This window comes from Melioribacteraceae bacterium 4301-Me (assembly GCA_041538185.1).
GTDB classification, from domain to species: domain Bacteria; phylum Bacteroidota; class Ignavibacteria; order Ignavibacteriales; family Melioribacteraceae; genus Pyranulibacter; species Pyranulibacter aquaticus.
Map to the genome: position 1 here is coordinate 40,361 of JBGORM010000001.1, position 21,635 is coordinate 61,995.

Genomic DNA, 21,635 nt, shown 5'->3' on the forward strand with positions numbered 1-21,635 from the left:
AAAGAGTATTTTAGCCAATTAAAAATAGAATCTTGCTGTTAATTCCGTTTTCGTATTCATTAATACATCGGTCTCCTCTTTTGGTATATCTCTTGAAAGTTGGAAATCCAAACCAAGATTTTGTTTGATACCTACACTAAACTTTTCGAACAAGAAATAATCTGCGCCAAATATCAATCCAATCTTCAAGCTATTTTTTGGATCTGGTTCAACGACATAGTATCCGGCATCTTGATTGATGCCATACATTGCCTGCAAACCAAGATATGGAGAAACTTTATCTATATTAAAATGATATGACCCGGCTAAACCAAATCTTAAGTTGTAGCCATCTACTTTTGTTTCACCGACTGGTGCATCTTCACCTAAAAATTTAAGATCTGCTCCAATGATAAAATCCATTGAAAAATTATCTGAAGTATAATATTTGAACATCAAATTTGGTGAAGAAGAGATATTATCTAAACCAACGCCAAATTTTCCTGCTCTGCTCGATTGAGCGAAAATACTTGTGCCTGCAAGTAACAGCACAACTGCCACGATCAATGATTTTACTTTCATTGTTGTACTCCTTGTATTTATTTTGTTTTTGTTTATTGAAAGTTCAGACTGCCATTTAAAAGGCAATCCGATTTTTTTAAAAACTTTTTTCATTAATAAACTATTCTACTTTTTTACTAAATCTGTTTGCACTTAACACTAAAATTGAAACTCCCATTCCAAAAAGAATTAATGTTTCTAACCAAAGGGATGAAAAGCCAATTCCTTTTAATACTACTCCACGTATAATGGTAATGAAATATCTCAGTGGTATTGCATATGTGATGTATTGAAAAAACTTTGGCATATTTTCAATCGGGAATGCGAAACCGGACAGATATATCATTGGCATCATCAATGCAAAAACGGAAGCCATCATCGCTTGCTGTTGTGTTTTGGAAACTGTTGAAATGAACAATCCGATTCCAAGATTTGATAAGATGAATAGAAATGCGGCAAAAAGCAGATACAGAACATTTCCTCTAACTGCAATTCCAAACCACTGTGTCATTATTATCATAACAATTATTAGAATGACAAATCCAATAATTGTAAATGGGATTAACTTGCCGAGTAATAGTTGATATTTTTTAATAGGAGTTACAATTAATTGCTCCATCGTTCCAATTTCCCGTTCTCTAACAATTGCCATTGACATCAATGATATTGTGGAAATCATTAATACCAATCCTAATATTCCCGGTACCATAAAAACTCTGGATTTCATTTCCGGATTGTACCATACTCTTACTTCCGGAGTAAGAGAACCACTCAATGATATTTTCATCCCTAATTTGTCTCTGGTATCAGTAATCAAATTTTGCGAAAACCTTGTTGAAACTCCCTGAATATAACCAAGCGCCATAGAAGCTTTGCTTGCATCCGATCCTTCAAATAAAGTTTGCAGAGGGGTTGTTTCACGTCGCCTAATTTTTTTCTCAAAATCTTTGGGTATTACAATAGCAACGAGTGTTTTGCCATCTTCAAGTAAATTGGTTATTTCATTGTAGTCTTTTGCATAATAATCAATTTGGAAATATCCCGTCTCAACAAGTCTTTCAATAAAATTGCGACTGGTTTCAGTTTTGTCTTGGTCATAAATAGTTGTGTGAACAATATCAACATCCATATTTGCGGCATATCCAAGAAATATTAATTGAAGTATTGGCGCCATAAAAATTATTACAAGCATTTTTTTATCTCTTTTCACTTGTAATAGTTCTTTGATTATAAAATGATAAATCGTTTTCATATTACTGTTTTCCTCTTGATCTTTTATCAACAATTACTGCAAGTGTTAAAAAGATAGTCCCGAATATTCCTAGATAAATTAGTTGATCCCAGAAAGCTGATATTCCCGCCCCTCGCAATAGAATTGCTCTTAGAATTACCACATAAAACTTAGCGGGCGTAACATTTGTTAATACTTGAATTGCCACCGGCATTGTTTCTATTGGGAATATAAATCCTGAAAGAATAAATGAAGGAAGAAGCGATGTAACATTTGCAGCTTGAAAAGCTACTTGTTGAGAATCTGCAACAGTTGATATAAAAATTCCTAATCCTAATGCAGCGAATAAAAATGTTAGTGTTCCAAGCAGCAGCAAAAAAATGCTCCCCTTAATAACAATTCCAAATAGTATGTAACCTGCTGCAAGCGCAATTACAGCATTTATTAAAGAAATAAAAATGTATGGAATTGTTTTGCCGAGTATAAATTCAAAAGAAGAGAGTGGTGATACATTTATTTGCTCAATTGTGCCTCTTTCTTTTTCCCGAACGATAGATAGCGAAATAGAGATTACAGCGGTAACAATTAAAATCATTCCCATTAAACCGGGTATAAGAAATTTGGTTGATTCCAATTCCGGGTTAAACCAAAAGCGCGGCTGTAAATCAATAGGGACATATAAATTTTTACCGGTAACTGCCAAATATTCTTTTGTAAGTTTAATCGAATAACTATAAGTAGCGGCATTCACATAATTTTGAATTGCATTTGCAGTTGTACCATCAACACCATCAATAAGATATTGAACCTTCACTTCTTGTTTTGATAATAATCTTCTTGATAAGTCATTTGGAAAGACAACAACTGCCTGTACAATTTTTTCATCCAATAGTTTTTTAATTTCACTATCGTCGTGGACATAAGTAACAAGATCAAAATATTCTGAGCTAATCAATCCATTTATATATTCTCTTGTGTAATCAGATCTATCCTGGTCATATACAGCAATTTTAATGTGTTTTACATCAAAGTTGATTGCATAACCAAAGATTATCAGTAGCACGATAGGGAAGAAGAAGATGATAAACAACATTCTTGTATCTCTTCTTAACTGCTTTATTTCTTTTTTTGCAATTGCAAATATTCTGTTTAGCATTTTATTTGTTATCCTTTTCAATTAGATGAATGAATACATCCTCGAGCGTTGGGATAATTTTATCAACACGCTTTACAGCGATACCATTCTGCTCCTGCAGCAAATGAATAATATTTTTTTCTGTTATTGTATTATCATTCAATATTATGTGGATGTAATTACCAAAGATGGATGTTTCTCCAACCCATTTTTCTTTTCCCAAAATTTCAAGACTATCCACAGTTCTATCTGTTTCGATTTCCAGAATTGGATTTTTGATGTAATTTGTTTTTAATTCTTTTGCACTTCCCTGAGCAATTAATTTTCCGGCATTGATAAGAATAATATCATTGCAAAATTCTGCTTCATCCAGATAGTGAGTTGTTACCAAAACCGTTGTGCCGGCGGCGGATAGATCATTTATCAAATCCCAGAAATTTCTTCTCGAAATCGGATCAACACCACTTGTTGGTTCATCAAGAAAAACTATTTTGGGCTCGTGAATTACAGCTGTACCGAGTGCTAATCTTTGTTTTATTCCACCGGGTAATGAAGAGGTAAGCGCATTTTCCATATTCTCCAGATTGGCAACTTTTAAGACCCATTTTTTTCTTTCTTCATATTTCTTACCATCCAATCCATACACACCGGCATAAAATCGTATATTCTCTACAACCGTTAAGTCATTATAAAGTGAAAACTTTTGTGACATATATCCAATATTTCTTTTCACCATTTCCGCCTCTTTCATTATGCTGTAACCGCCAACCAAAGCATCGCCCGAAGTTGGCTCTAAAACTCCAATCAGCATTCTTATTGTTGTAGATTTTCCAGCACCATTGGCTCCAAGAAAACCAAATATCTCACCTTGCTTTACTGTAAAGTTGACATTGTCAACTGCTGTGAAGCTGCCAAACTTTTTTGTTAAGTTCTTTACTTCTATCGCATTCATCAGTAAATCCTTCTGCCTAATGATTTTTCTAATCTTACTTTTGCTATTTGATAGTCAACTTCGGCGATTTTAAGATTTGTTTCGGCTTGCAGCTTCAAAGTTTCAGCATCAATTAAATCCGTACTTGAAGCAAGCTGCAGATTATACTTTTCTGCGGTTACACGATAATTTTCCGATGCTTGCTCTAAAGCGATTTTGTTTACTTTAACTTTTTCTTCGGTCTTTAATAAGTTTAGAAAATTGGAGTAAACTTCCATCTGAATATTTTCTTTAAGCTGTTCATAATTTGTTTCAAGTTGAATTTTAGTCTGTTCAGCTTGTGAAACTTGAGATGATGTTAAACCCCAATTCCACACGTCCCAGCTTAGTGTAACTCCAACATCCCAGTTATAGTTGAACTCATCTTTTGCCGGTTGAAATCTTGGATTGGGATTACTGTAATAATAATTGCCTGTTAAATAAATTGAAGGAAACCAATTCGATTTTGCGGCGCTAATACCTTCTTTACTGCTTTCAACACGATAGGCTAATGATTTTAATTCTTGTCTATTATTTATCGCTTCGTTTATGATTTCGGATAAATCATAATTTACAAGACTCATAGATTTTTCGGTTGCTGCAACTTTTGTTTGAGTATTTAGATCAATTCCCAGTGCTTTATTAAAAGCTATCCTTGCAATCTTTAAATTATTTTCTGCTTCAATCAACATTAGTTGTGTATTAGAATATTGCACTTCCAGTTTTAATAAGTCATTGTTTGATACCAATCCTTGTTCATAAAAATTACGGGTATCTCTTAAATGGTTTTCAATTTGCTGAAGAGTTTGTGCAATTACGTCTCTTACTTCTTCTGCTTTGAAATAATTCCAGTATGCATTGTAAATATTAAATGCAACTTCGTTTTGTTCTTTGGAATAATCACTTTCAGATGCCTGTAGATTGTATTTAGCTGCACTTCTTGATGAAAGCAGCTTAAAGCCGGTGAAAAGTGGTTGCGTAAACCCAAGCTTAAAAGTGTAGTTGTTATAAAGTGGTTCAGAAACTCTAATAGCATTGGGAAAAAACGGTGAGGTAAATTCAAAAGCCGGAATGTTATCGCTCAATCTTGTGTAATTCCCAAACAACTTAAACTGCGGTAAGAATTGGCTGTTTATTTCAGAAAGTTTTGCATCAGAATAATTGATTTTTGATTGTGAAATCTTCAGATCTTTACTGTTTTGTAAACCTATTTCCAGACTTTCTTTTAAAGTCAATATTCTTTCTTGGGCGAATAAAGAAGTTGCAAAAAGAATTAACATTAATATTTTTTTCATTTCTATTTCCTTTGATATTTTCAAAAACTTATGATACTTCAACACCTTGTGGCTTACTCATAAAATGAATGAATACATTCTCAAGTGATGGTGTTATTAATCTTTTATCAATTTCTGTTATGTTATTCTTATCAAATAAATTTTTGATTACTACATAATCTTTCTCAAAATCATAAACTGCAACATTTAGTCTATCGCCATACATTTGAACTTCATATTCTGTCGAAGACTTTAAGAGATTGTATGCTTCTCTTATCGGGTTGCAAACAAATTCAATTACCTGCATATGCATTGAATCTTTTACATTCTTTGGTGTATCGCAGCTGATAATTTTACCTTTGTCCATCAATGCAACACGGTTACATCTTTCTGCTTCATCGAGATATGGAGTCGTCATAAAAATTGTAATTCCATCTTTAAGCAGATTTGATAAGATTTTCCAAAAGTCTCTTCTCGAAACCGGATCAACACCGGTTGTCGGTTCATCAAGGAAAATTATTTTTGGTTTATGAATTAATGTGCAAGCGAGTGCAAGCTTTTGTTTCATTCCACCTGAAAGTTTGTCTGCAAGGCGATCTCTGAATGGAGTTAATCTTGTAAATTCAAGCAACTCATTGCGTCTTTCTTTATAATTTTTAACTCCGTGTATGTCGGCAAAAAATTCAATGTTCTCATCAATTGAAAGGTCACCATAAAGAGAAAACCGCTGCGACAAATATCCAATCTCATCCTTGGTTAGATTTTTCTGTGTCAGCAAATCATAACCTAAAACCTCAGCGTTACCCCCATCCGGATTCAACAAACCAACCAGCATTCTCATTGTAGTTGTTTTACCAGCGCCGTCTGGTCCAACCAACCCAAACATTTCGCCGCGATTAACCTCGTAGGTAACTCCATCAACCGCTATAATCGAACCGTAGCTTTTTCTTAATTCTTTTATTTTAATAATGGCTTCCATTTCTATCTCTTATTCAGTTTATAAAAAAACTTTTGCATCAGCGGGCATACCCGGTTTTAAGTCAAAGTCTCTATTGTCAACTGTAATCTTTACGGCAAAAACAAGTTTTGTTCTTTCATCTTTTGTTTGAACATTTTTAGGAGTAAACTCAGCTTCCGGTGAAATGTAGGTTACCTTTCCTTCATATTTTCTGTCCGGATAAGTATCTATTGTAACATCTGCTTTTTGTCCAAGTTTTATTTTACCCAGTTCCACTTCCGATACATAAATGACCAAATCAACAGTAGCCAGATTAGAAACTTTAAAGAGGGAAGACATTGGAGTTACAGTTTCGCCAACTTCAACAAATCTTTTAACAATGAATCCACTTAAAGGAGATTTTACATAACTATCCCTTATATTCTTTTTGAGTAAATCGACTGCAGCTTTTGCCTTTTTGAGATTACCTTTTGCTTGCTCAATTTCTTCCGGACGGAATATCTTTTTTACTTTTTGATAATTTTCTTTAGCTGAATTATATTGTGCCAAAGCGACTTCATATCGAGCAGTCATATCTTCAAACTGCTTTTTAGATATTGATTTGCTCTCCCACAATTGTTTATATCTTTCAAAGTCTGCTTTAGCAGTATTGAAATTGATTTCGCTCTGCTTCAACATTTCTTCAGCTTGTTTTATGTCTTCGCTTCTAGCGCCTTTGAGCATTAAGTCAAGTTGAACCTGCGCAATCTGTTCAGCAGCTAAAGCTTGTTCAAGTTGATAATCAAGAGCTTCGCGGTCTATAATTAGAACTGTGTCACCAGCATTTACACGCGTGCCCTCATCAAATAATATTGATTTAATATCGCCAGCTGTTCTTGAGCTAACAATTACATTAGTAGATTCGATTGTGCCGGTTGCTTCAAGAAATGTATTGTCATTTTTACTATTACATCCAGTAATTAATAATATTAATGCAAAGATGACTGTTATTTTAATTGCTTTCATTGTTTATCCTTTTATTAATTAATAATTGTTTTCCTTTTTTTGTAAGAATTCCATTTAGCAGCAATTCAAAAGCTGATTCAAATGTTTTTTGATATTCAATTTCATTGTAACTTTTTTTCATTTGACTAATTGAGGATAGGGCAGCAGTAAAAACTTTTATTATAATGTTATCGGGAATATCTAAGATTATTTTTTTCTTTCTTCCAACTCTTAATAAAAGTTTTATTAGAGGAATTACTCGTTCTTTTTTAAGATTAATTATTTCATCTGCAAGTTTTGGGTAGTAGTGCTTCAGCCTGTAGAGCGATTCATCGTTAAACAAAACAAAATATTCCTGAATGATTTTTGAAAATTCAATAAACTTTTCTACTACATTAGTTTGTGCTTGAATGTTCGAAACAATAACTGTATATGCAAAACTTAGCTTATCAATTAACATTTTTCGTAAGAGTTCTTCTTTTGTGGGAAAACTTCGATAAATAGTTTTTTTGCTTACGTGAAGTTCACTTGCAAGTTCATCCATTGTAAACTTATGATATCCTTTTTGGCTAAACTTATTATTCAGCAGGTTTATAATTTTTTCTTCGATTTCACTTTTAGTTGTTTTATTAGTATAGTCCATTATAAAATTATGTTTGTTATCGTTCACTAACCAATTAATTAAAAAAATTTTGATTTCATTACTTCATAAAAATTAATTCATCTAAAGATTTTATTGCATCTTTTCCTCTCTGAGATAACGAGAAGTTAAAATTGCTCAGCCGCCATTCTAAAACAATCATTCTAATCATCCCCAAAATTATTGTGAGTAAATCTTGAGTATCAACATCAACTATTTCATCGTTTGCTTTACCTTCTTCGATTACTGTGCTTAGTAAATTTCTTCTTTTCTGCATTATAAATAGAAGCCGTTGACGTAATATATCACTTTGGTCAAATATGTCTTCTGCAAATAAAATTGATGTCATTTCATGGTTTTTTTCAAGAAAATCAAAGTGAAATTGTATAAACTGCCTTAATTTATTCTGCGCTGTTTTTTTGGAAAGAATTTCTTTTTCCAGCAAATGGTCAAAATCTAACATTCTGTTTAGAATACCAAGAATAATATCTTCTTTATTAAGGAAATGACGATAAATTGCAGGCTCGCTTATCTTGACACGTTTTGCAAGTTCTCTAATTGAAAATGAACGGTATCCTTCTGCATGAATAATTTTAATTGCTTCATCAATAATCATTTCTTGTCTTTGTTCAGTACTTAAACGAGGCATCTTTATTTCTAAAAATTAGTTAACGTTCACTAACAAATATAAAATAAAAGTAACTCCTTGTCAAGTCTTTTTTAAATAAATTAGCACAATTTTTACTCTTATTATTTAATAAACTCTAACAGTGCAGCAGCATTATTAAGTTTTTCTTCTTTTGAGGAAAAAAGGAGAGTCACTGTTCTGTGTTCTTTTTCCAGCTTTTTTATTTGTACAAGAAATTCTTTTTTCCCTTTTAATTCTTCACGATACTTTTCTTTAAACAAATCCCACTTTTCAGGATCATGATTATACCATTTTCTTAATTCGTTGCTTGGAGCTATTTCTTTCAGCCATAAATCGATTTTTGCTTTTTCTTTTGTTAATCCTCTTGCCCAGAGTCTATCGACAAGAATTCTATAGCCATCGTCTTTTGATGGTTTTTCGTAAATACGTTTTACTTTTATCATTTTATTTTTCTTGTATTTTTTTATAAAATTTTATCAGAAGTTATAATTACAGCTCCAGCTTTTTCCATTTCAGTAAATGCATTTTCAACATCACCTTCATTCTGATAAATTCCTTCAACCCCATCTTTGATGACGAATGTTTTAAATCCATTTTTTAATGCATCAAGGACTGTTTGTTTAACGCAATATTCTGCAGTTAATCCTGTGACATAAAATTCGTCGATATTATTTCTTTTAAGATAATCTACAAGATTTTCATTTGTTGCTTCGAATGCTGAGTATCCATCATCTTTATCACCTGTTCCTTTGAGAAATACTTTATGAATTTTTTCTGAGTTCAAACCTTCTGGGAATTCAGCACCATAAGAATTTTGAATGCAATGTTTAGGCCATTTATTAAAATGAACCGAATTTTCCGGATGCCAATCTTTTGATGCTAAAACAAAATCGAATTTATCCATTAGTTTGTTAATTACAGGAATTATAATATCTCCCTTTGGTGTTGGCAAAGCGCCGTTTGGGCAAAAATCATTTTGTAAGTCAACTATAAATAAAGCTTTCATTTCAGACACCTCCTTTCATTTTTGTAATCAATTCATCGCGTAATTGTTTTAAATTAGGACTCAAGCCGACTTTATAAATATGCGGAAATTCAAATCTCTTATGTTCATCTGGAAGAAGAGAGAAACGATACTCTGAATATGCTGCGATTTCTTTAACTGATTTGAAGTTTATTGATGGAGCTCCGTTTTTGAAAACCTGTGCGGTTAGAGATTCATAGTGCAAATCTTTTAGTTTGCACTTTTTGTAGATATCGTGCGGATGAAGCATAACGTCGATATCAGTTTCGTTTTCCAAAGCTATGCAGTCGGCATAGAATTTATTTTCACCGTTAAAGTATCGATAAATTTTCTTTATGCCGGGCAGTGTTATCTTGCTAACGTCTTCTGAAAGTTTGATAGTTGGATTATTATTAATCGTGCTTATCTTGTAAACACCGTCTAAAGCAGCGTCTTTTTGGCCTGTAATTAAATTTGTACCGACTCCAAATGCATCAATTGGTGCTCCTTGCTCAATAAGACTTTTAATTAAATATTCATCCAGTTGATTTGAAGCAATTATTTTAACATAGTTTAGTTCGGCTTCGTCAAGCATTTTACGCGCTTTTTTCGAGAGATAAGCTAAGTCGCCGCTATCTAATCTTACTGCCGAAAGTTTGTGTCCATTTTGTTCCATTTCTTTAGCAATTTTGATTGCGTTTGGGATGCCGCTTTTTAGAGTATCGTAAGTATCGACCAGCAAGACGCAATTATCTGGGTAGAGTTCTGCAAATTTTCGGAAAGCTGTGAGCTCGTCCCCAAAGCTTTGTATCCATGAATGAGCTTGGGTACCGGTAGGAATTAAATCATAAATAAATGCACTGTAAACATTTGATGTGTTATCCATTCCGCCAATAATTGCAGCTTTGCTGGCAAATAGAGCTGCAAATCCTTGAGCACGCCTTAAACCAAAGTCAGCTAATTTTCTTTTGCCAGCTGAGTATCTAAGTCTCCTTGCTTTTGTTGCAATAAGAGATTCGAAATTAATTACATTTAAAATAATCGATTCGAGAAGTTGAGTTTCAATTATACTACCTTCAACTCTAATCAATGGTTCGTTTGGGAAAACGATTTCACCTTCAGGCACGGAAAAAATGTTACCGGAAAATTTGAAATTTTTTAAGTAATCAAGAAATTCATTTTTGAATCCATGTTTGTGTAAAAAATCAATTGCTCCATTGTTGTATGTAAATTCACTAATTAATTCGAGCATGTCCTGTAGCCCAGCAAAAATTGCATAACCTGAGTTGAAAGGATTGTTTCTAAAAAAATAGTCGAAATTTGCTTGGCGATTTCCTATCCCAGTTAAAAAATAGCCTTGAGCCATTGTCAGTTCGTAGTAGTCAAGATAAAGTCCAATATTATCCTTAAAAAAATTCATTACGAAATTTTCTTGTTTTTTTGTCCATTAAATTATTAATCATTTTTTAAACAAACTATCTTTATTTATACCGTTTATGTTCTTCTCGTTAGTTAAAATTCTTCTTTAATAATTTGGTTGTCTGGAATACCGAGATTATCAAATATTTTTTCCAATGCATTCATCATAGGCGGTGGGCCACATAAATAAAACATCTTATTAAAATCATTGACAACTGATTTAAGGAATTCTTCAGTAATAAATCCGTAATGATACTTGTCGGATTTTTGATGTGATAAAATATTTATAAAATTTTTGCCAAGCATTTTTTCGAATTCATCTTTGTGTATTATATCAGCCTCGGTTTTATTTGCAAAAATCAGTTTATTATTCCCAAGTTGATTTTTAGAATTCAGTTCCCGAAGGATTGCAATAAAAGGAGTTACACCGGCTCCGCCGGCGATAAAATATCCTTCACCTTTGTAACTGATTGCGCCCCAGGGATCATCAATAATTAGTTCATCACCCGGTTTCAGTTTCCCGATTTCTTTTGTCACACCATTGTGGTCATTATAAATTTTTATTGTAAACTCAAGATAATCCCACTCATTAAGCGATGTAAATGTAAAGGAACGTTTTTGTTCTGCCAATTTAGGTTTATTTATTGCAACATCTGTTGCTTGACCGGGAATAAAACTGTATCCTTTAGGTTTTTCTACCTTTAATGATTTTACATCGTGTGTAAGGTTTTTTGTATCAAGAATTTTTAACTTATGTTCTGCCATTGTGTTCCTTTCAATTATGTTTTAGAAAAACAATTGCTCATTTACTTTTTTTATATCTGGAAACATAATTTCCGACTTCAGATCTAAAACCAACTGCAAGTCTATTCCAACTATTTATTGCTACGATTGCCAGAGTTAATTCTACAAGTTCTTTTGGGGTGAATAACTTTTCAGCTTCCGCATACACTTCATCAGGTGCCCCTGATTGCGGTAAATTTGTTAATGCTTCACACCAGGCGAGAGCAGCTCTTTCGCGTTCGGAATAAAAAGGAGCTTCGCGCCAGGCAGAAAGTAAATAAATTCTTTGGTCGTTTTCGCCAAGCGCCAATGCATCTTTAGTATGCATTTCAAGGCAATGGGCGCAGCCATTAATTTGTGATGCTCTGATTTTTACTAGTTCTAAAAGTTTATGGTCTATCTTACTTTGATCTACAACTTTCTGTAAACCAAGCATAGCTTTATAACCTTCGGGTAAGGTTTTAGACCAACGTAATCGCATAATTATTTCCTTTCTATAAATAACGAAATTTTGTGACTTATTAAATATTCATTTGCGATTTTCTCTTACCTTTCGCACATCTTTTGCTTGTACAAGCTGTGCATTATTTCCCCAGCTTGTTCTTTCATGATTTACCACTGCTGCAACTTCTTCATCCGATAGCTGATCAGCCCAGGCTGGCATTGGCGTGGAATATTTAATTCCGTTTATTACCTTACCTTGCAATCCAAACAATACAATCCGAATATGCTCAGTAGGATCTTTTGCTTTAACTACATCATCACTCATCAGTGGCGGAAACACATTTGTTAATCCCTGTCCATTTTCCTGATGACAACTTGAGCAGCTTTTTCTATAAATATCTGCTCCATTAATTGCAGTAAGATTTTGTGAGGCTTCTTTTGTTACTTCTGTAATTTGCGGTTTTTTATATGTTGGTGTATTCGCAAATTCTTCCGGAGGATTCCATTGATTGATAAAATAAAACATCGACCAGGCAACAATTAGAATGAATAAAACCCAAATCCAGCTTGGAATGGGGGAGGGGGTTTCAGCTGTTGTTGGCTCCCATTTTTCTTTTGCTGATGCACCGTAAGCGTTGACTAAAAGGGAAATTTTTCCTTCAACAATATCGTTTTCTTTTAAGCCCTGTATTGTAATTCCTGGACCATTGCGTACAATAAACTTTACATCTCTTACAGATTTCTTTCCATCTTCACTATAAGCAATTACTGTAAGCTTATGTTCGCCATCATCAAGTGTGGTTGTGTCTAATTCAAATCTTGCAGGCGGACTGTAAACAGCGATTGGTTCTTTATTATCGTCCAAGTAAACTTCAATTTTGTTTTGTTGTTGGTCCCAAAGATTACTCAATTTTTCTTTTCTCCTTCATCTTCAAGAATTATTCTTTTAATATGGTTTTTAGATTCTTCCTTTGGATTGATGAGATATTTTATTGTTAAGATTATCACTGCTAATACAATTAGGGTTGAAGCCACATAAACAAAGTAAAACCAAAAATCTTTTTTAACAGGCTGCATAGTTTCGTGTTGTAATATAAACATCACGATGAAATAAATATTTTGAAGAATTGAGCTTATCATTTTCCCTCCGCTCTTATTTTCTTCACATCATCAGCAGTAATTTTTTTACCGTTATTTCCCCAGCTGCTTCGTTCGTAATTTATAATGTCTGCAATTTGTTCATCGGTTAAATTATCTTTCTGAGCCGGCATTTCTGAAGGGTACACAATTCCATTTATTGCTTCACCTTTCAACCCAAACAAAACTGTTCTGATATGTTTATCAATATTTTCTGAATTAACAGTTGCAGAATTTTTCAGCGGCGGAAATGTCATTGGAATTCCTTCCCCATTTTGCTGATGGCAGCTTGCACAATTTGTATTATATAGCTGTGCGCCTCTATTGGCTGCTGTTAAATTTTTACTTGATGATTCTTCAACTTGACTTATCCCTTCAATCGGCTTCTGTTTTAGAAATAAAAGATAAGCCACAAGATCTTTCGCCTTCTGAGTTGCTACAACCTTTCCATTTTTAGGGGCATATTCAGCTGGGACAGGAATTACCAAATCATTTGAATCAGGATTTTCCTTTATTTCATAAAGCCAAGGATATGCTTGCATAATTGATGATTTAACAACAGCTCTAGGATTATATAGATGAATGTGATGCCAAATTTCACTTGGTTGACGATTACCAATATTGCTTAAATCCGGTCCTGTTCTTTCACTTCCTAAAACTGCTGGGGTCATTCTGATTTGATCAAGTGGAGTTAAGTAAGAATAATCAAATGGGGAAGATGGTCTTCCAAATACTTTATCGAGTGGTAGTGGTCGTACTTGTTGAGTGTGGCAGTATAAACATCCTTCCGAAACATAAATTTTTAATCCTCTAAATTGAGCTGGGGTTAATGTATTTACACCGCACATTGGATCGTTTGAGTTAACTTCAATAGCGGGAATAATTGCAATTAAAATTGATAATGCAACAAATCCAAAGAAAACGACACTAAACAGTAGTTTATGATTTTCACTAAAATTTAATTTCATATTTGTTCACCTGCTAAATCAACTTTTTTATGTAAATGTGTCAATGGTTTCATCTTATACAAATTATATGCAAAAATGATATGTGAAATAAACATAAAAGTTCCGCCAACAGCCCGCCAAATCCAATAAGGTATCATCAATTCTACTGAATGAATAAAAGGCAAACCTTCAATCCAGCTTTTACCCTGCATAGTTCCGCCAATCATTAAAGCAAATCCGTAAATAAGCAATCCCAGAAGTGCAAACCAGAAATGTATTCCAATCAATAAGTGTGATGGTTCTTTTCCGGTTAATCTTGGTAATAAAGCATAAATACCGCCCCAAATTAAAAATACAACAAAGCCGTACATTGTTAAGTGAGAATGGGCGATAGTGTAATTTGTAAAATGCCAGTACTGATTAAATTCTCTTAAAGCTTCTAAGGAACCTTGAGCCGATGCAAGAAAATAAAATATTACTCCAACAAGGATAAATGGCAAAGAATAACTTCGGGCAACTTTTCTGAAACTGCCTTTCATAGTTAAAAGGAAGTTTCCTGTTCCGGCAGTTAAAGTAATTACCATACCAACACTAAAAACAATTGCAACTGTTTGAAGCCACCATGGAATTGGTGCAAATACAAAATGATGAGCACCAATTAGAGAATAGAAAACCATTTGCGTCCAGAATGCCAGCACACCAAGTGAATAAGAGTAAATTGGTTTGTTTAATAACATCGGAAGAAAATAATAAGTTAATCCTAATACCAAAGGAGTAAACCACATCCCAACACCCATATGCATATAGTAGCCTTGAATCACCGTTTCACCAAGAGCATTCTGGTACCAAGGAATGTAAGCAATAACAATAACAACTATTGTCCACAAAAAAGCAGCGAGTATATACCAGTTTGAAATATAAATTTCTTTTGTTCCCCTTAGAGCAATTGTTTTATAAAAATTTAATGTGTGAGAAATTACTCCGAGAGCAAAAAGCATCATAGCAGGCCAAATGAACTCGCGATATTCTTGACCACCGTTGTTATAACCCATAAATAAATAGATTACTCCAACTAAAATTGAAGCATTTATTACAAAAAGAGCTCTTCTTGCAAGTGAGATACTAAACAATGGTCTTTGGCTAGTTCTTGGAATAACATATAAAGCTAATGCTATCATAGCAAGAGAAGTCCATCCCCAGAAAACAACATTAGTGTGAATTGGTCTTAACCTTCCAAAGGAAAGCCATTGCGCAACTCCAAAATCGGGGTATATAAACCTGATAGCCAGATACAAGCCAACAAAAGTTCCAAATATAAGCCACACAGTTGCTGAAACAAGATAAGAGTAGATAAGTTTAGTTAGACGGTCGTCTTCATTTATTAAATCATCAATTTTAACTTTTGTTGGTGCAATTGGTCTTTCAACAGCCATTGTGTTTTCCTTTCTTATCAAATCAACCTATTAGTAATTTAAACTGCTTTTCCAGAATCTGTCGGGATTGTCATTTTTCTACTTTTAGCTTACTTGAATGCTCAATCATAATACAACTTATTTCTCATTCAGCAGTCATTTCTTTTTCAAGCTTGAGTGCACTTGGGAAAAGAATATTATTTTCTAAATGAATATGAATGTGCAAATCTTCTTCAAATTCTTTAAGTAAAGAATAAGTTAATTGATAAGTATTGCAGCCATCATCTGGTACAATATAATTGTTAGATAGTTCATTAATTTTTTTAAAACGCTCTCCTTCAACATCATGCTCAATCATCATTGCGCTAATGGGATTTTCTACCGAGCCAAATTGTGGCGGATTTACCTTTTCATTTTTTTGCTTAGCAGCGGCAATTTTTCTAATGTATGGAAATAAAATCAGTTCTTCTTTTTTCATGTGCATTGCCAGCTGACCGGCAGATTGATTAAACAGATCATTTATTTCAAACAGTTCGGGATGATTATTGCCGTGTACTTGACATAGTTTTGCAAGGTATTCTTTTATTTCGGGGGTTCTTTCCTCAATATAACGATGATGTTTTTTCTCGATATAATCTGCAAGCAAATCAAGAGGCCATGACTTGAAATCAACTGCATTGTTGTTATTATCTTTTTGCAGTGAAGTAAGTTCAGTAATAATTTTTTGAGGGTCTATATTTTTTTCTTTTACTGCGGTGTCGAATTTTTTATTGCCATTACAACAAAAATCTATTTTATAAGATTCGAAAATTTTTGCAGCTCTATAGTCCTCAGCAACTATCTCTGCTATGGTTTTGTTATCGAAGTCATTCATATTTTTCTCCATGTTTTTTTATTAACTGTTTTTCATTGTGAATTTCTTTAATTGTTTATCCTAAATAACATTACAGCATAAATAAACAAGCAAACTACTTTAACTATTTCAAAGATTATATAGAATAAATGCACATTTGATTCTGGAACATTTTGACCTGTAATATAAAGCTCTGCTCTTGCATCTAATTTTGGTAAAAGCCAGAATGATTGAAGGAGTAATATTATAACTGGTATAAAGTAAGCAACACTTTTCAGCGTGAAAATTTCAGCATCAGCAATTATTAAGTTTAGTATTACTATAAACGCCAATACCCATTCAACTTTATTCAATGCATTGAATACTAGTCTGCCAATGCCAAGTCCCAAAGGCAAACTAATTCCGGGTGCCCTAAATTTAAGCCAAGCTTCCATAAAGCTTATTGCTCCAACAAAACCAACCCAAATAAAAATAGAGGCCAAAGCAAAGGGATACTTTATTTCATAACTCATATTTTTAGTTCCTTTCAGACTGATTTTACTGATTTTGTAAATATTACAATGACTACACTTACTCCTTTCTTTTTACTTCTTGCATTTCATTTATCCTTTTTCACTTATCTTTAAGTTTGCTTCGCCGCTTTGCTCTTAGCAAAGGCAGACAGATATTCTTTGAAAGAATAGTTAAGATAATCTTCAGGAATGTTATGATATTTCGGCATTATCTTAATATGTAATCCAATTTCTGCTTTCCTTTCTTAAAAGAATAATATGTTTTTCTCTGATTGCAGTTTTTAGTAATCTTCCAAGAAATCCTACAAATGTTACTTTCTTTAAGATCGGAAGAGCTAACCAGCCAATTGCAAGATGCTTACCAAGACTAACAACCTCGCCCAATACTTTTGGGTAATATACTTTTTTAGGTTTGCCAAAAATTTCAGCATAAATATTTTCTGCAACTAACCTTCCTTGCTGCAAGGCAAATTGAGCAGCAGCAGGAACCGGTTTGCCTGTAACAGGATTAATTGCATTAGCGCTGTCACCAATAGCATAGACATATTTATTATCTTCTGCTTGTAAGTATTGGTTAACAATTAGTCTGCCAGCAGGGCCGGTTTTTAATCCTTCTCGCTTTAATAAATCTGATACTCTAATTCCGCCGGTCCAAATAAAATTTCTTGTTTTAATTGCTGTACCATTTTCTAAAAAGATTTCATCTTCAGTTCGTTTAATAATTTTTGAATTCAACAGAATTTTTACGCCTTTATCAGTCAAGCGTTGTTTTATTTTTTCAGAAAATTCCTCGTTCATAAATGGGACTAATCTATTAGCGGCTTCGATTAAAATAATTTCAACATTGCTTTTATTAACATTATAGTCAGTTATACATTTTAAAACATGGTCTGCAAGTTCACCAGCAAACTCAACTCCTGAAAGACCACCTCCGCCAATAACAAATCGAAGATTTTCTTTTATCTTATTTTCATCTTTTTCTGATGCCGATAGTGCACATACAGAAGATATATGCTCGTAAATTTTTTCTGCATCGTATAAAGTTTGCAATGCAAATGAATGCTCTGCCATACCGGGAATATTGTAGTAATTTACTTTGCTTCCGATTGCAATTACTAAAAATTGGTAGTTCAGCAACCTCTCGTCAATCTGAACTGTCCTATTTTCGGTATCAATATCATTTACCTCTCCCAAATGAAATTGAATATTTCTATTCTTTAAAATTTTGTAGAGTGGAATTGAAACTTCGGTTTTACGTACCGCCGCCTCGTGGAGTTGAGTCTTAATAGTATGAAATGGATGTTTATCTATTAAATGAACTTGAAAGAATGGATGTTTTTTAAATAATCTTTCGAGTCGAAGTGCGGCTGTAAGTCCGCCGTAACCAGCACCGATAACAACAATGTTTTTCAGTATGGGGTCGTTAATTAAGTTGGGTGCTTTTATTTGCGGATATGATTTTTTTGGTTCAAAATATTTTGGGATAAGCTCGTTAAATGTTTCTCGGAAGAATTGTCTTGCGATAATATGTTCATTTCCCTTGTATTGGATAAACATAAAATCATTTGTAAAATCTTCAATATATTTTTTCATTTGGTCATTCATAACTGCTCAAAATACTTTTGCCAAAAAAATGAGTAACAATACGTTGAAATACGAGCTGCTGAATATTGATATCTGTTAAAAGTGAAATTAAAATTTTGTAAACAAGACCATCTCGAAAGTGAAAACCGAAATAAACTACACTATTTTTATAGCATCCATTGGGCAAATAGCAATACATTTTATATTGTCAAGTCCAACGCAGCTGTTGCATATTTCTAGGACGATAAAAAAGTGGTCATTAGAAATTGGTTCAAAAGATTTTTTCCCCAACTGCCATTTTTTACCTGGTTGATAAATAGCTTCTGTTGGGCATTCAACAGCACAGGCACTGCAATTTATACACTCATCAGTTATTATAGCTTTCATGGAAGTTTTCCCCTTTACATTCCTAATTGCTCTTTAGCTGCATCAGACATTTTTTCTGGTGACCATTTTGGTTCCCAAACTAAATTAACATTTACCTTCTTGTCCGGTGCATAAAGTGAAATCATATTATGAACCCATTCTGGCATGCTTCCATGCATAGGGCAGCCTGGAGTTGTAAGAGTCATTGTCACAGTAATTTCCTTTTCGGAAATATCAATATCGTAAACTAGACCCAAATCAACAATGTTAATACCAATCTCTGGATCTATAACATGTCTTAGTATGTTAAGTATTTTTTCTTTCTCATCCATTGTTTAACTCCAGAATATCTTAATCATGTTTGTTGCAAAAATTACAGAACTAATTAGCATCAAAAAAAATGAGACTAATAATAACTGATTAATTTGGAATGAAAATGAAATAGTAGCTAATATTAAGCCGGTCATCATAAAATAAAATTCAATTAATGCAATTTTCTCATTGAACATATCTTTTAACATTGGGACATTTTCAAAACCTACTTTGCTGCTGTATTTATGATACCAGACAAGAAAGGGAACTATCTTGTACATTTGTCCAACTATCAGCATTGAAAGGTAGCCAAAAATTATAATATAACCATAGATTAATGTAAGATTGATAATACTTTGATAGTCTATAAAAGCAATTACAGTGCCTAATAAAGTAGTAATACCTAAGATAATATAAGCGAAAGAAGAAAATTTAATACCCACATCAAATTTCTTTCTAATTCTTTTTTTGAAAATCTCTAAAACTTGGAATAGAAATAAAATAATACCAACAGCAATTAGTGGTACAAAGATATAATAAAATATTGTTGTTTCACTGTAATGCATTATAGTTGAAATACCAAGTAAGCCAATATTAATAAGTACAAAAGCAATTTTTGCCAGTGTCAATTTGAAATTGTGAGAAAGGGTGAACATCGGGATTAATTTATATGTTACTCCCATTACCACCATAGAAACCCAGCCTATAAATGCAACGTGGGCATGAAGATTTAAATACTGAAGATGATTTATTCTAATATAAGGATGGTCAAGATTTGCAGCTAATAATAAGCCAGCTACTGCTGTCACAAAAAGGTAAAATAATGCAGCCGCTAAATACGTCCCAGTTAAATTCCATGTCCTAACACTTTTCATTGTGGCAATGATATTAAATATAAAAATGTACATTGCAAGATTAATAAGAATTGCTGGAGCGGTAAAACTTAAAGCAGAATTAAAATGCCAGAACTTGTAAACCAAACCGATTATACCCGCAGCGAAAATCCAGAATTGGATTTCAGCTAATTTGGAACTGAACAATTTTACTTCCAGTATTACCGGAACAAGCTGAAACATAGCGCCGAAGATAATCATTGTAATCCAACCCAAAGTTGCAATGTGTGTAATTGAAAGAATTTTGGGTTGAAAATGATGTCCGCCGATATCTTCATAGTTAAATAAAAGAAGTAAATTAAGTAGTATAAAAGCAATTATGCCGGCAATAAAATATTTTGCAACAATCTTAAAAGGTGGTGAGTATGCAGACGCAATGTTACCGGTTTGATTCATATTAATTTCTTTTTTTAGTAATAATTACTTTATAATAGTTTTCTTCTATTTTATTGGAAATTGCTTCGTAACCTCTTTCTTCTAATTTTGGATAAAGCATCATAGGTTCACGATGATGATGCACAAGAAGTACAGTATTTTCATCTATTTTTGATAGAGTTTCAAGTATTTTCATCATTGGTTCAGGCGGAACAAGATCTCTTACATCTAACTCAATCATTTTTTTAAAATCAGTTTCTTGTAATGATGGCCTCTGTTCTTTAGGAATTTCATTTTGATTTTTTCCTTGGCCTCTGTAAAAGTATACTTTAAATAAATTTCTTTCTTTTTCGGTCCAATGCTCAAATCCTTTTTTGCCAAGGACAGAATAAAGGGGTATGGGTTCAAAAGAATTTAGGATTAAGAGTATTTCATCATCTTTCAATTCATTTATTTTTGTCATAATATCCATGAAAGGATCTTTCCCTGAGTCAATAATAGGACGAACATCAAGCTTAAGGATTTTATCAGGATTAATTTCATCAAAAAATTTTGGTTTTTGGATAATGGTAGCATTACTTTGTAAATCTTTAGCAGAACTTTTAATAGATTCGAATGAATTTTGAATTGACTTATTTAATTCAAAAAGAAGTGTGTTTAAGTCCACATTAGCAATTGATGCGGCTTGTTCAACAGTTACTCTGCTAGCTAATGCTTTTCTGAGAATTTTGTTGTTTAACTTTTTAAAATGTGGACTAACACTCACAAAAATATTTAGCGTTTGTGGGTACGCAGAAAGTACTTCCGATATTTTCATTTCTTTGGTAATCATACTGTATCCATTTACAACTCTTTCTGCATAATTTCCATTTATTTTTTAAAAATATTAATACGCCATACATTAGGACCTTTTTCAACATATTCCCATTCAAACTGATTCGGTCTTTCAGCATTAAATTGATAATACAATGGCATTGGGTCGTGATCATTTATTAATTGAAATCCCTCACCGTTTTTTAATGCATCAAAAGTTGCAAATATTGTGGGATGTTTTTCACGGGGTGGGACTGGACGAATATCTAATTCTTTTACTGCCATTTTTACTCCTTTTTTTGTTTGTAAAATTTATGTTCCAAAGCTAATCGGACTATTCCTATATTTTTTTGACTTAAGTCAGATTTGATATCTTTTATTAATTGTGTTCTTATACTGTT

Annotated in this window: 26 protein-coding genes; all 26 read right to left on the minus strand. The window is 33.0% G+C overall.

Features of this window, described 5'->3' with window-relative positions; genetic code table 11:
• Positions 1 to 18: 18 nt before the first annotated feature.
• The 26 genes from ABRY23_00220 to ABRY23_00345 all read right to left on the minus strand — a co-directional run bounded on the left by ABRY23_00220 (position 19) and on the right by ABRY23_00345 (position 21,519).
• Complete coding sequence (locus tag ABRY23_00220) at positions 19 to 561, minus strand: hypothetical protein (protein ID MFA3781469.1); 543 nt, start codon at positions 559 to 561, stop codon at positions 19 to 21.
• A 100-nt stretch (positions 562 to 661) separates the two neighbouring features.
• The gene (locus ABRY23_00225) at positions 662 to 1,792 is read right to left on the minus strand and encodes an ABC transporter permease (protein MFA3781470.1); all 1,131 of its coding nucleotides are present in this window, start codon (positions 1,790 to 1,792) and stop codon (positions 662 to 664) included.
• Position 1,793: 1 nt separating this feature from the next.
• Complete coding sequence (locus tag ABRY23_00230) at positions 1,794 to 2,927, minus strand: ABC transporter permease (GenBank protein MFA3781471.1); 1,134 nt, start codon at positions 2,925 to 2,927, stop codon at positions 1,794 to 1,796.
• 1 nt (position 2,928) lies between these two features.
• Positions 2,929 to 3,858 carry an ATP-binding cassette domain-containing protein gene (locus ABRY23_00235; GenBank protein MFA3781472.1) on the minus strand — a complete coding sequence of 310 codons (930 nt, stop codon included), beginning with the start codon at positions 3,856 to 3,858 and terminating at the stop codon, positions 2,929 to 2,931.
• Complete coding sequence (locus tag ABRY23_00240; GenBank protein MFA3781473.1) at positions 3,858 to 5,171, minus strand: TolC family protein; 1,314 nt, start codon at positions 5,169 to 5,171, stop codon at positions 3,858 to 3,860. The genes ABRY23_00235 and ABRY23_00240 overlap by 1 nt, the downstream gene beginning before the upstream one ends.
• A gap of 28 nt (positions 5,172 to 5,199) precedes the next feature.
• Entirely contained in the window at positions 5,200 to 6,129 is a 930-nt protein-coding gene (locus ABRY23_00245) for an ABC transporter ATP-binding protein (GenBank protein MFA3781474.1), read from the minus strand.
• Positions 6,130 to 6,147: 18 nt separating this feature from the next.
• A complete protein-coding gene (locus tag ABRY23_00250; protein MFA3781475.1) occupies positions 6,148 to 7,113 on the minus strand; it encodes an HlyD family secretion protein in 966 nt (321 codons plus the stop codon).
• Positions 7,100 to 7,762 (minus strand): TetR/AcrR family transcriptional regulator, encoded by a 663-nt coding sequence (locus ABRY23_00255; protein MFA3781476.1) that lies wholly within the window; start codon positions 7,760 to 7,762, stop codon positions 7,100 to 7,102. The genes ABRY23_00250 and ABRY23_00255 overlap by 14 nt, the downstream gene beginning before the upstream one ends.
• A gap of 31 nt (positions 7,763 to 7,793) precedes the next feature.
• On the minus strand, positions 7,794 to 8,381 hold the full coding sequence (locus ABRY23_00260) for a TetR/AcrR family transcriptional regulator (GenBank protein MFA3781477.1): 588 nt from the start codon (positions 8,379 to 8,381) through the stop codon (positions 7,794 to 7,796).
• Between the two features lie 101 nt (positions 8,382 to 8,482).
• A complete protein-coding gene (locus tag ABRY23_00265; GenBank protein MFA3781478.1) occupies positions 8,483 to 8,824 on the minus strand; it encodes a DUF488 domain-containing protein in 342 nt (113 codons plus the stop codon).
• Between the two features lie 20 nt (positions 8,825 to 8,844).
• A complete protein-coding gene (locus ABRY23_00270; protein ID MFA3781479.1) occupies positions 8,845 to 9,387 on the minus strand; it encodes a nicotinamidase in 543 nt (180 codons plus the stop codon).
• 1 nt (position 9,388) lies between these two features.
• Positions 9,389 to 10,804: a nicotinate phosphoribosyltransferase gene (locus ABRY23_00275; protein ID MFA3781480.1), complete on the minus strand. Its 1,416-nt coding sequence runs from the start codon at positions 10,802 to 10,804 to the stop codon at positions 9,389 to 9,391.
• A 92-nt stretch (positions 10,805 to 10,896) separates the two neighbouring features.
• A complete protein-coding gene (locus ABRY23_00280) occupies positions 10,897 to 11,568 on the minus strand; it encodes an FAD-binding oxidoreductase (GenBank protein ID MFA3781481.1) in 672 nt (223 codons plus the stop codon).
• Positions 11,569 to 11,605: 37 nt separating this feature from the next.
• Complete coding sequence (locus ABRY23_00285) at positions 11,606 to 12,067, minus strand: carboxymuconolactone decarboxylase family protein (GenBank protein MFA3781482.1); 462 nt, start codon at positions 12,065 to 12,067, stop codon at positions 11,606 to 11,608.
• A 48-nt stretch (positions 12,068 to 12,115) separates the two neighbouring features.
• Positions 12,116 to 12,940, minus strand: coding sequence for a cytochrome c (locus tag ABRY23_00290; GenBank protein MFA3781483.1), 825 nt, complete (start codon positions 12,938 to 12,940; stop codon positions 12,116 to 12,118).
• A complete protein-coding gene (locus ABRY23_00295; GenBank protein ID MFA3781484.1) occupies positions 12,937 to 13,170 on the minus strand; it encodes a hypothetical protein in 234 nt (77 codons plus the stop codon). The genes ABRY23_00290 and ABRY23_00295 overlap by 4 nt, the downstream gene beginning before the upstream one ends.
• A complete protein-coding gene (locus ABRY23_00300; protein ID MFA3781485.1) occupies positions 13,167 to 14,135 on the minus strand; it encodes a cbb3-type cytochrome c oxidase subunit II in 969 nt (322 codons plus the stop codon). Before ABRY23_00300 ends, ABRY23_00295 begins: the two co-directional genes overlap by 4 nt.
• Entirely contained in the window at positions 14,132 to 15,547 is a 1,416-nt protein-coding gene (locus ABRY23_00305) for a cbb3-type cytochrome c oxidase subunit I (GenBank protein MFA3781486.1), read from the minus strand. Before ABRY23_00305 ends, ABRY23_00300 begins: the two co-directional genes overlap by 4 nt.
• Positions 15,548 to 15,671: 124 nt before the next feature.
• Entirely contained in the window at positions 15,672 to 16,400 is a 729-nt protein-coding gene (gene ric / locus ABRY23_00310; GenBank protein MFA3781487.1) for an iron-sulfur cluster repair di-iron protein, read from the minus strand.
• Between the two features lie 47 nt (positions 16,401 to 16,447).
• The gene (locus tag ABRY23_00315; GenBank protein ID MFA3781488.1) at positions 16,448 to 16,891 is read right to left on the minus strand and encodes a hypothetical protein; all 444 of its coding nucleotides are present in this window, start codon (positions 16,889 to 16,891) and stop codon (positions 16,448 to 16,450) included.
• A gap of 213 nt (positions 16,892 to 17,104) precedes the next feature.
• Positions 17,105 to 18,484 (minus strand): NAD(P)/FAD-dependent oxidoreductase, encoded by a 1,380-nt coding sequence (locus ABRY23_00320; protein ID MFA3781489.1) that lies wholly within the window; start codon positions 18,482 to 18,484, stop codon positions 17,105 to 17,107.
• Positions 18,485 to 18,631: 147 nt separating this feature from the next.
• Positions 18,632 to 18,862 carry a 4Fe-4S binding protein gene (locus ABRY23_00325; protein ID MFA3781490.1) on the minus strand — a complete coding sequence of 77 codons (231 nt, stop codon included), beginning with the start codon at positions 18,860 to 18,862 and terminating at the stop codon, positions 18,632 to 18,634.
• Between the two features lie 14 nt (positions 18,863 to 18,876).
• Positions 18,877 to 19,173: a metal-sulfur cluster assembly factor gene (locus tag ABRY23_00330; GenBank protein ID MFA3781491.1), complete on the minus strand. Its 297-nt coding sequence runs from the start codon at positions 19,171 to 19,173 to the stop codon at positions 18,877 to 18,879.
• A gap of 3 nt (positions 19,174 to 19,176) precedes the next feature.
• Positions 19,177 to 20,442, minus strand: coding sequence for a cbb3-type cytochrome c oxidase subunit I (locus ABRY23_00335; protein MFA3781492.1), 1,266 nt, complete (start codon positions 20,440 to 20,442; stop codon positions 19,177 to 19,179).
• Position 20,443: 1 nt separating this feature from the next.
• The gene (locus ABRY23_00340; protein ID MFA3781493.1) at positions 20,444 to 21,253 is read right to left on the minus strand and encodes a DUF2249 domain-containing protein; all 810 of its coding nucleotides are present in this window, start codon (positions 21,251 to 21,253) and stop codon (positions 20,444 to 20,446) included.
• A 38-nt stretch (positions 21,254 to 21,291) separates the two neighbouring features.
• Complete coding sequence (locus ABRY23_00345) at positions 21,292 to 21,519, minus strand: DUF2249 domain-containing protein (protein MFA3781494.1); 228 nt, start codon at positions 21,517 to 21,519, stop codon at positions 21,292 to 21,294.
• Positions 21,520 to 21,635: the final 116 nt, after the last annotated feature.

Coding starts and splice junctions, on each gene's coding strand:
- ABRY23_00270 (MFA3781479.1), bottom strand. CDS start 9,387: ATGAAAGCTTTATTTATAGTTGACTTACAAAATGATTTTTGCCCAAAC.
- ABRY23_00320 (MFA3781489.1), bottom strand. CDS start 18,484: ATGAAAAAATATATTGAAGATTTTACAAATGATTTTATGTTTATCCAA.
- ABRY23_00315 (MFA3781488.1), bottom strand. CDS start 16,891: ATGAGTTATGAAATAAAGTATCCCTTTGCTTTGGCCTCTATTTTTATT.
- ABRY23_00330 (MFA3781491.1), bottom strand. CDS start 19,173: ATGGATGAGAAAGAAAAAATACTTAACATACTAAGACATGTTATAGAT.
- ABRY23_00335 (MFA3781492.1), bottom strand. CDS start 20,442: ATGAATCAAACCGGTAACATTGCGTCTGCATACTCACCACCTTTTAAG.
- ABRY23_00265 (MFA3781478.1), bottom strand. CDS start 8,824: ATGATAAAAGTAAAACGTATTTACGAAAAACCATCAAAAGACGATGGC.
- ABRY23_00305 (MFA3781486.1), bottom strand. CDS start 15,547: ATGGCTGTTGAAAGACCAATTGCACCAACAAAAGTTAAAATTGATGAT.
- ABRY23_00280 (MFA3781481.1), bottom strand. CDS start 11,568: ATGGCAGAACATAAGTTAAAAATTCTTGATACAAAAAACCTTACACAC.
- ABRY23_00295 (MFA3781484.1), bottom strand. CDS start 13,170: ATGATAAGCTCAATTCTTCAAAATATTTATTTCATCGTGATGTTTATA.
- ABRY23_00300 (MFA3781485.1), bottom strand. CDS start 14,135: ATGAAATTAAATTTTAGTGAAAATCATAAACTACTGTTTAGTGTCGTT.
- ABRY23_00345 (MFA3781494.1), bottom strand. CDS start 21,519: ATGGCAGTAAAAGAATTAGATATTCGTCCAGTCCCACCCCGTGAAAAA.
- ric (MFA3781487.1), bottom strand. CDS start 16,400: ATGAATGACTTCGATAACAAAACCATAGCAGAGATAGTTGCTGAGGAC.
- ABRY23_00225 (MFA3781470.1), bottom strand. CDS start 1,792: ATGAAAACGATTTATCATTTTATAATCAAAGAACTATTACAAGTGAAA.
- ABRY23_00325 (MFA3781490.1), bottom strand. CDS start 18,862: ATGAAAGCTATAATAACTGATGAGTGTATAAATTGCAGTGCCTGTGCT.
- ABRY23_00220 (MFA3781469.1), bottom strand. CDS start 561: ATGAAAGTAAAATCATTGATCGTGGCAGTTGTGCTGTTACTTGCAGGC.
- ABRY23_00230 (MFA3781471.1), bottom strand. CDS start 2,927: ATGCTAAACAGAATATTTGCAATTGCAAAAAAAGAAATAAAGCAGTTA.
- ABRY23_00250 (MFA3781475.1), bottom strand. CDS start 7,113: ATGAAAGCAATTAAAATAACAGTCATCTTTGCATTAATATTATTAATT.
- ABRY23_00235 (MFA3781472.1), bottom strand. CDS start 3,858: ATGAATGCGATAGAAGTAAAGAACTTAACAAAAAAGTTTGGCAGCTTC.
- ABRY23_00260 (MFA3781477.1), bottom strand. CDS start 8,381: ATGCCTCGTTTAAGTACTGAACAAAGACAAGAAATGATTATTGATGAA.
- ABRY23_00340 (MFA3781493.1), bottom strand. CDS start 21,253: ATGATTACCAAAGAAATGAAAATATCGGAAGTACTTTCTGCGTACCCA.
- ABRY23_00275 (MFA3781480.1), bottom strand. CDS start 10,804: ATGAATTTTTTTAAGGATAATATTGGACTTTATCTTGACTACTACGAA.
- ABRY23_00240 (MFA3781473.1), bottom strand. CDS start 5,171: ATGAAAAAAATATTAATGTTAATTCTTTTTGCAACTTCTTTATTCGCC.
- ABRY23_00285 (MFA3781482.1), bottom strand. CDS start 12,067: ATGCGATTACGTTGGTCTAAAACCTTACCCGAAGGTTATAAAGCTATG.
- ABRY23_00245 (MFA3781474.1), bottom strand. CDS start 6,129: ATGGAAGCCATTATTAAAATAAAAGAATTAAGAAAAAGCTACGGTTCG.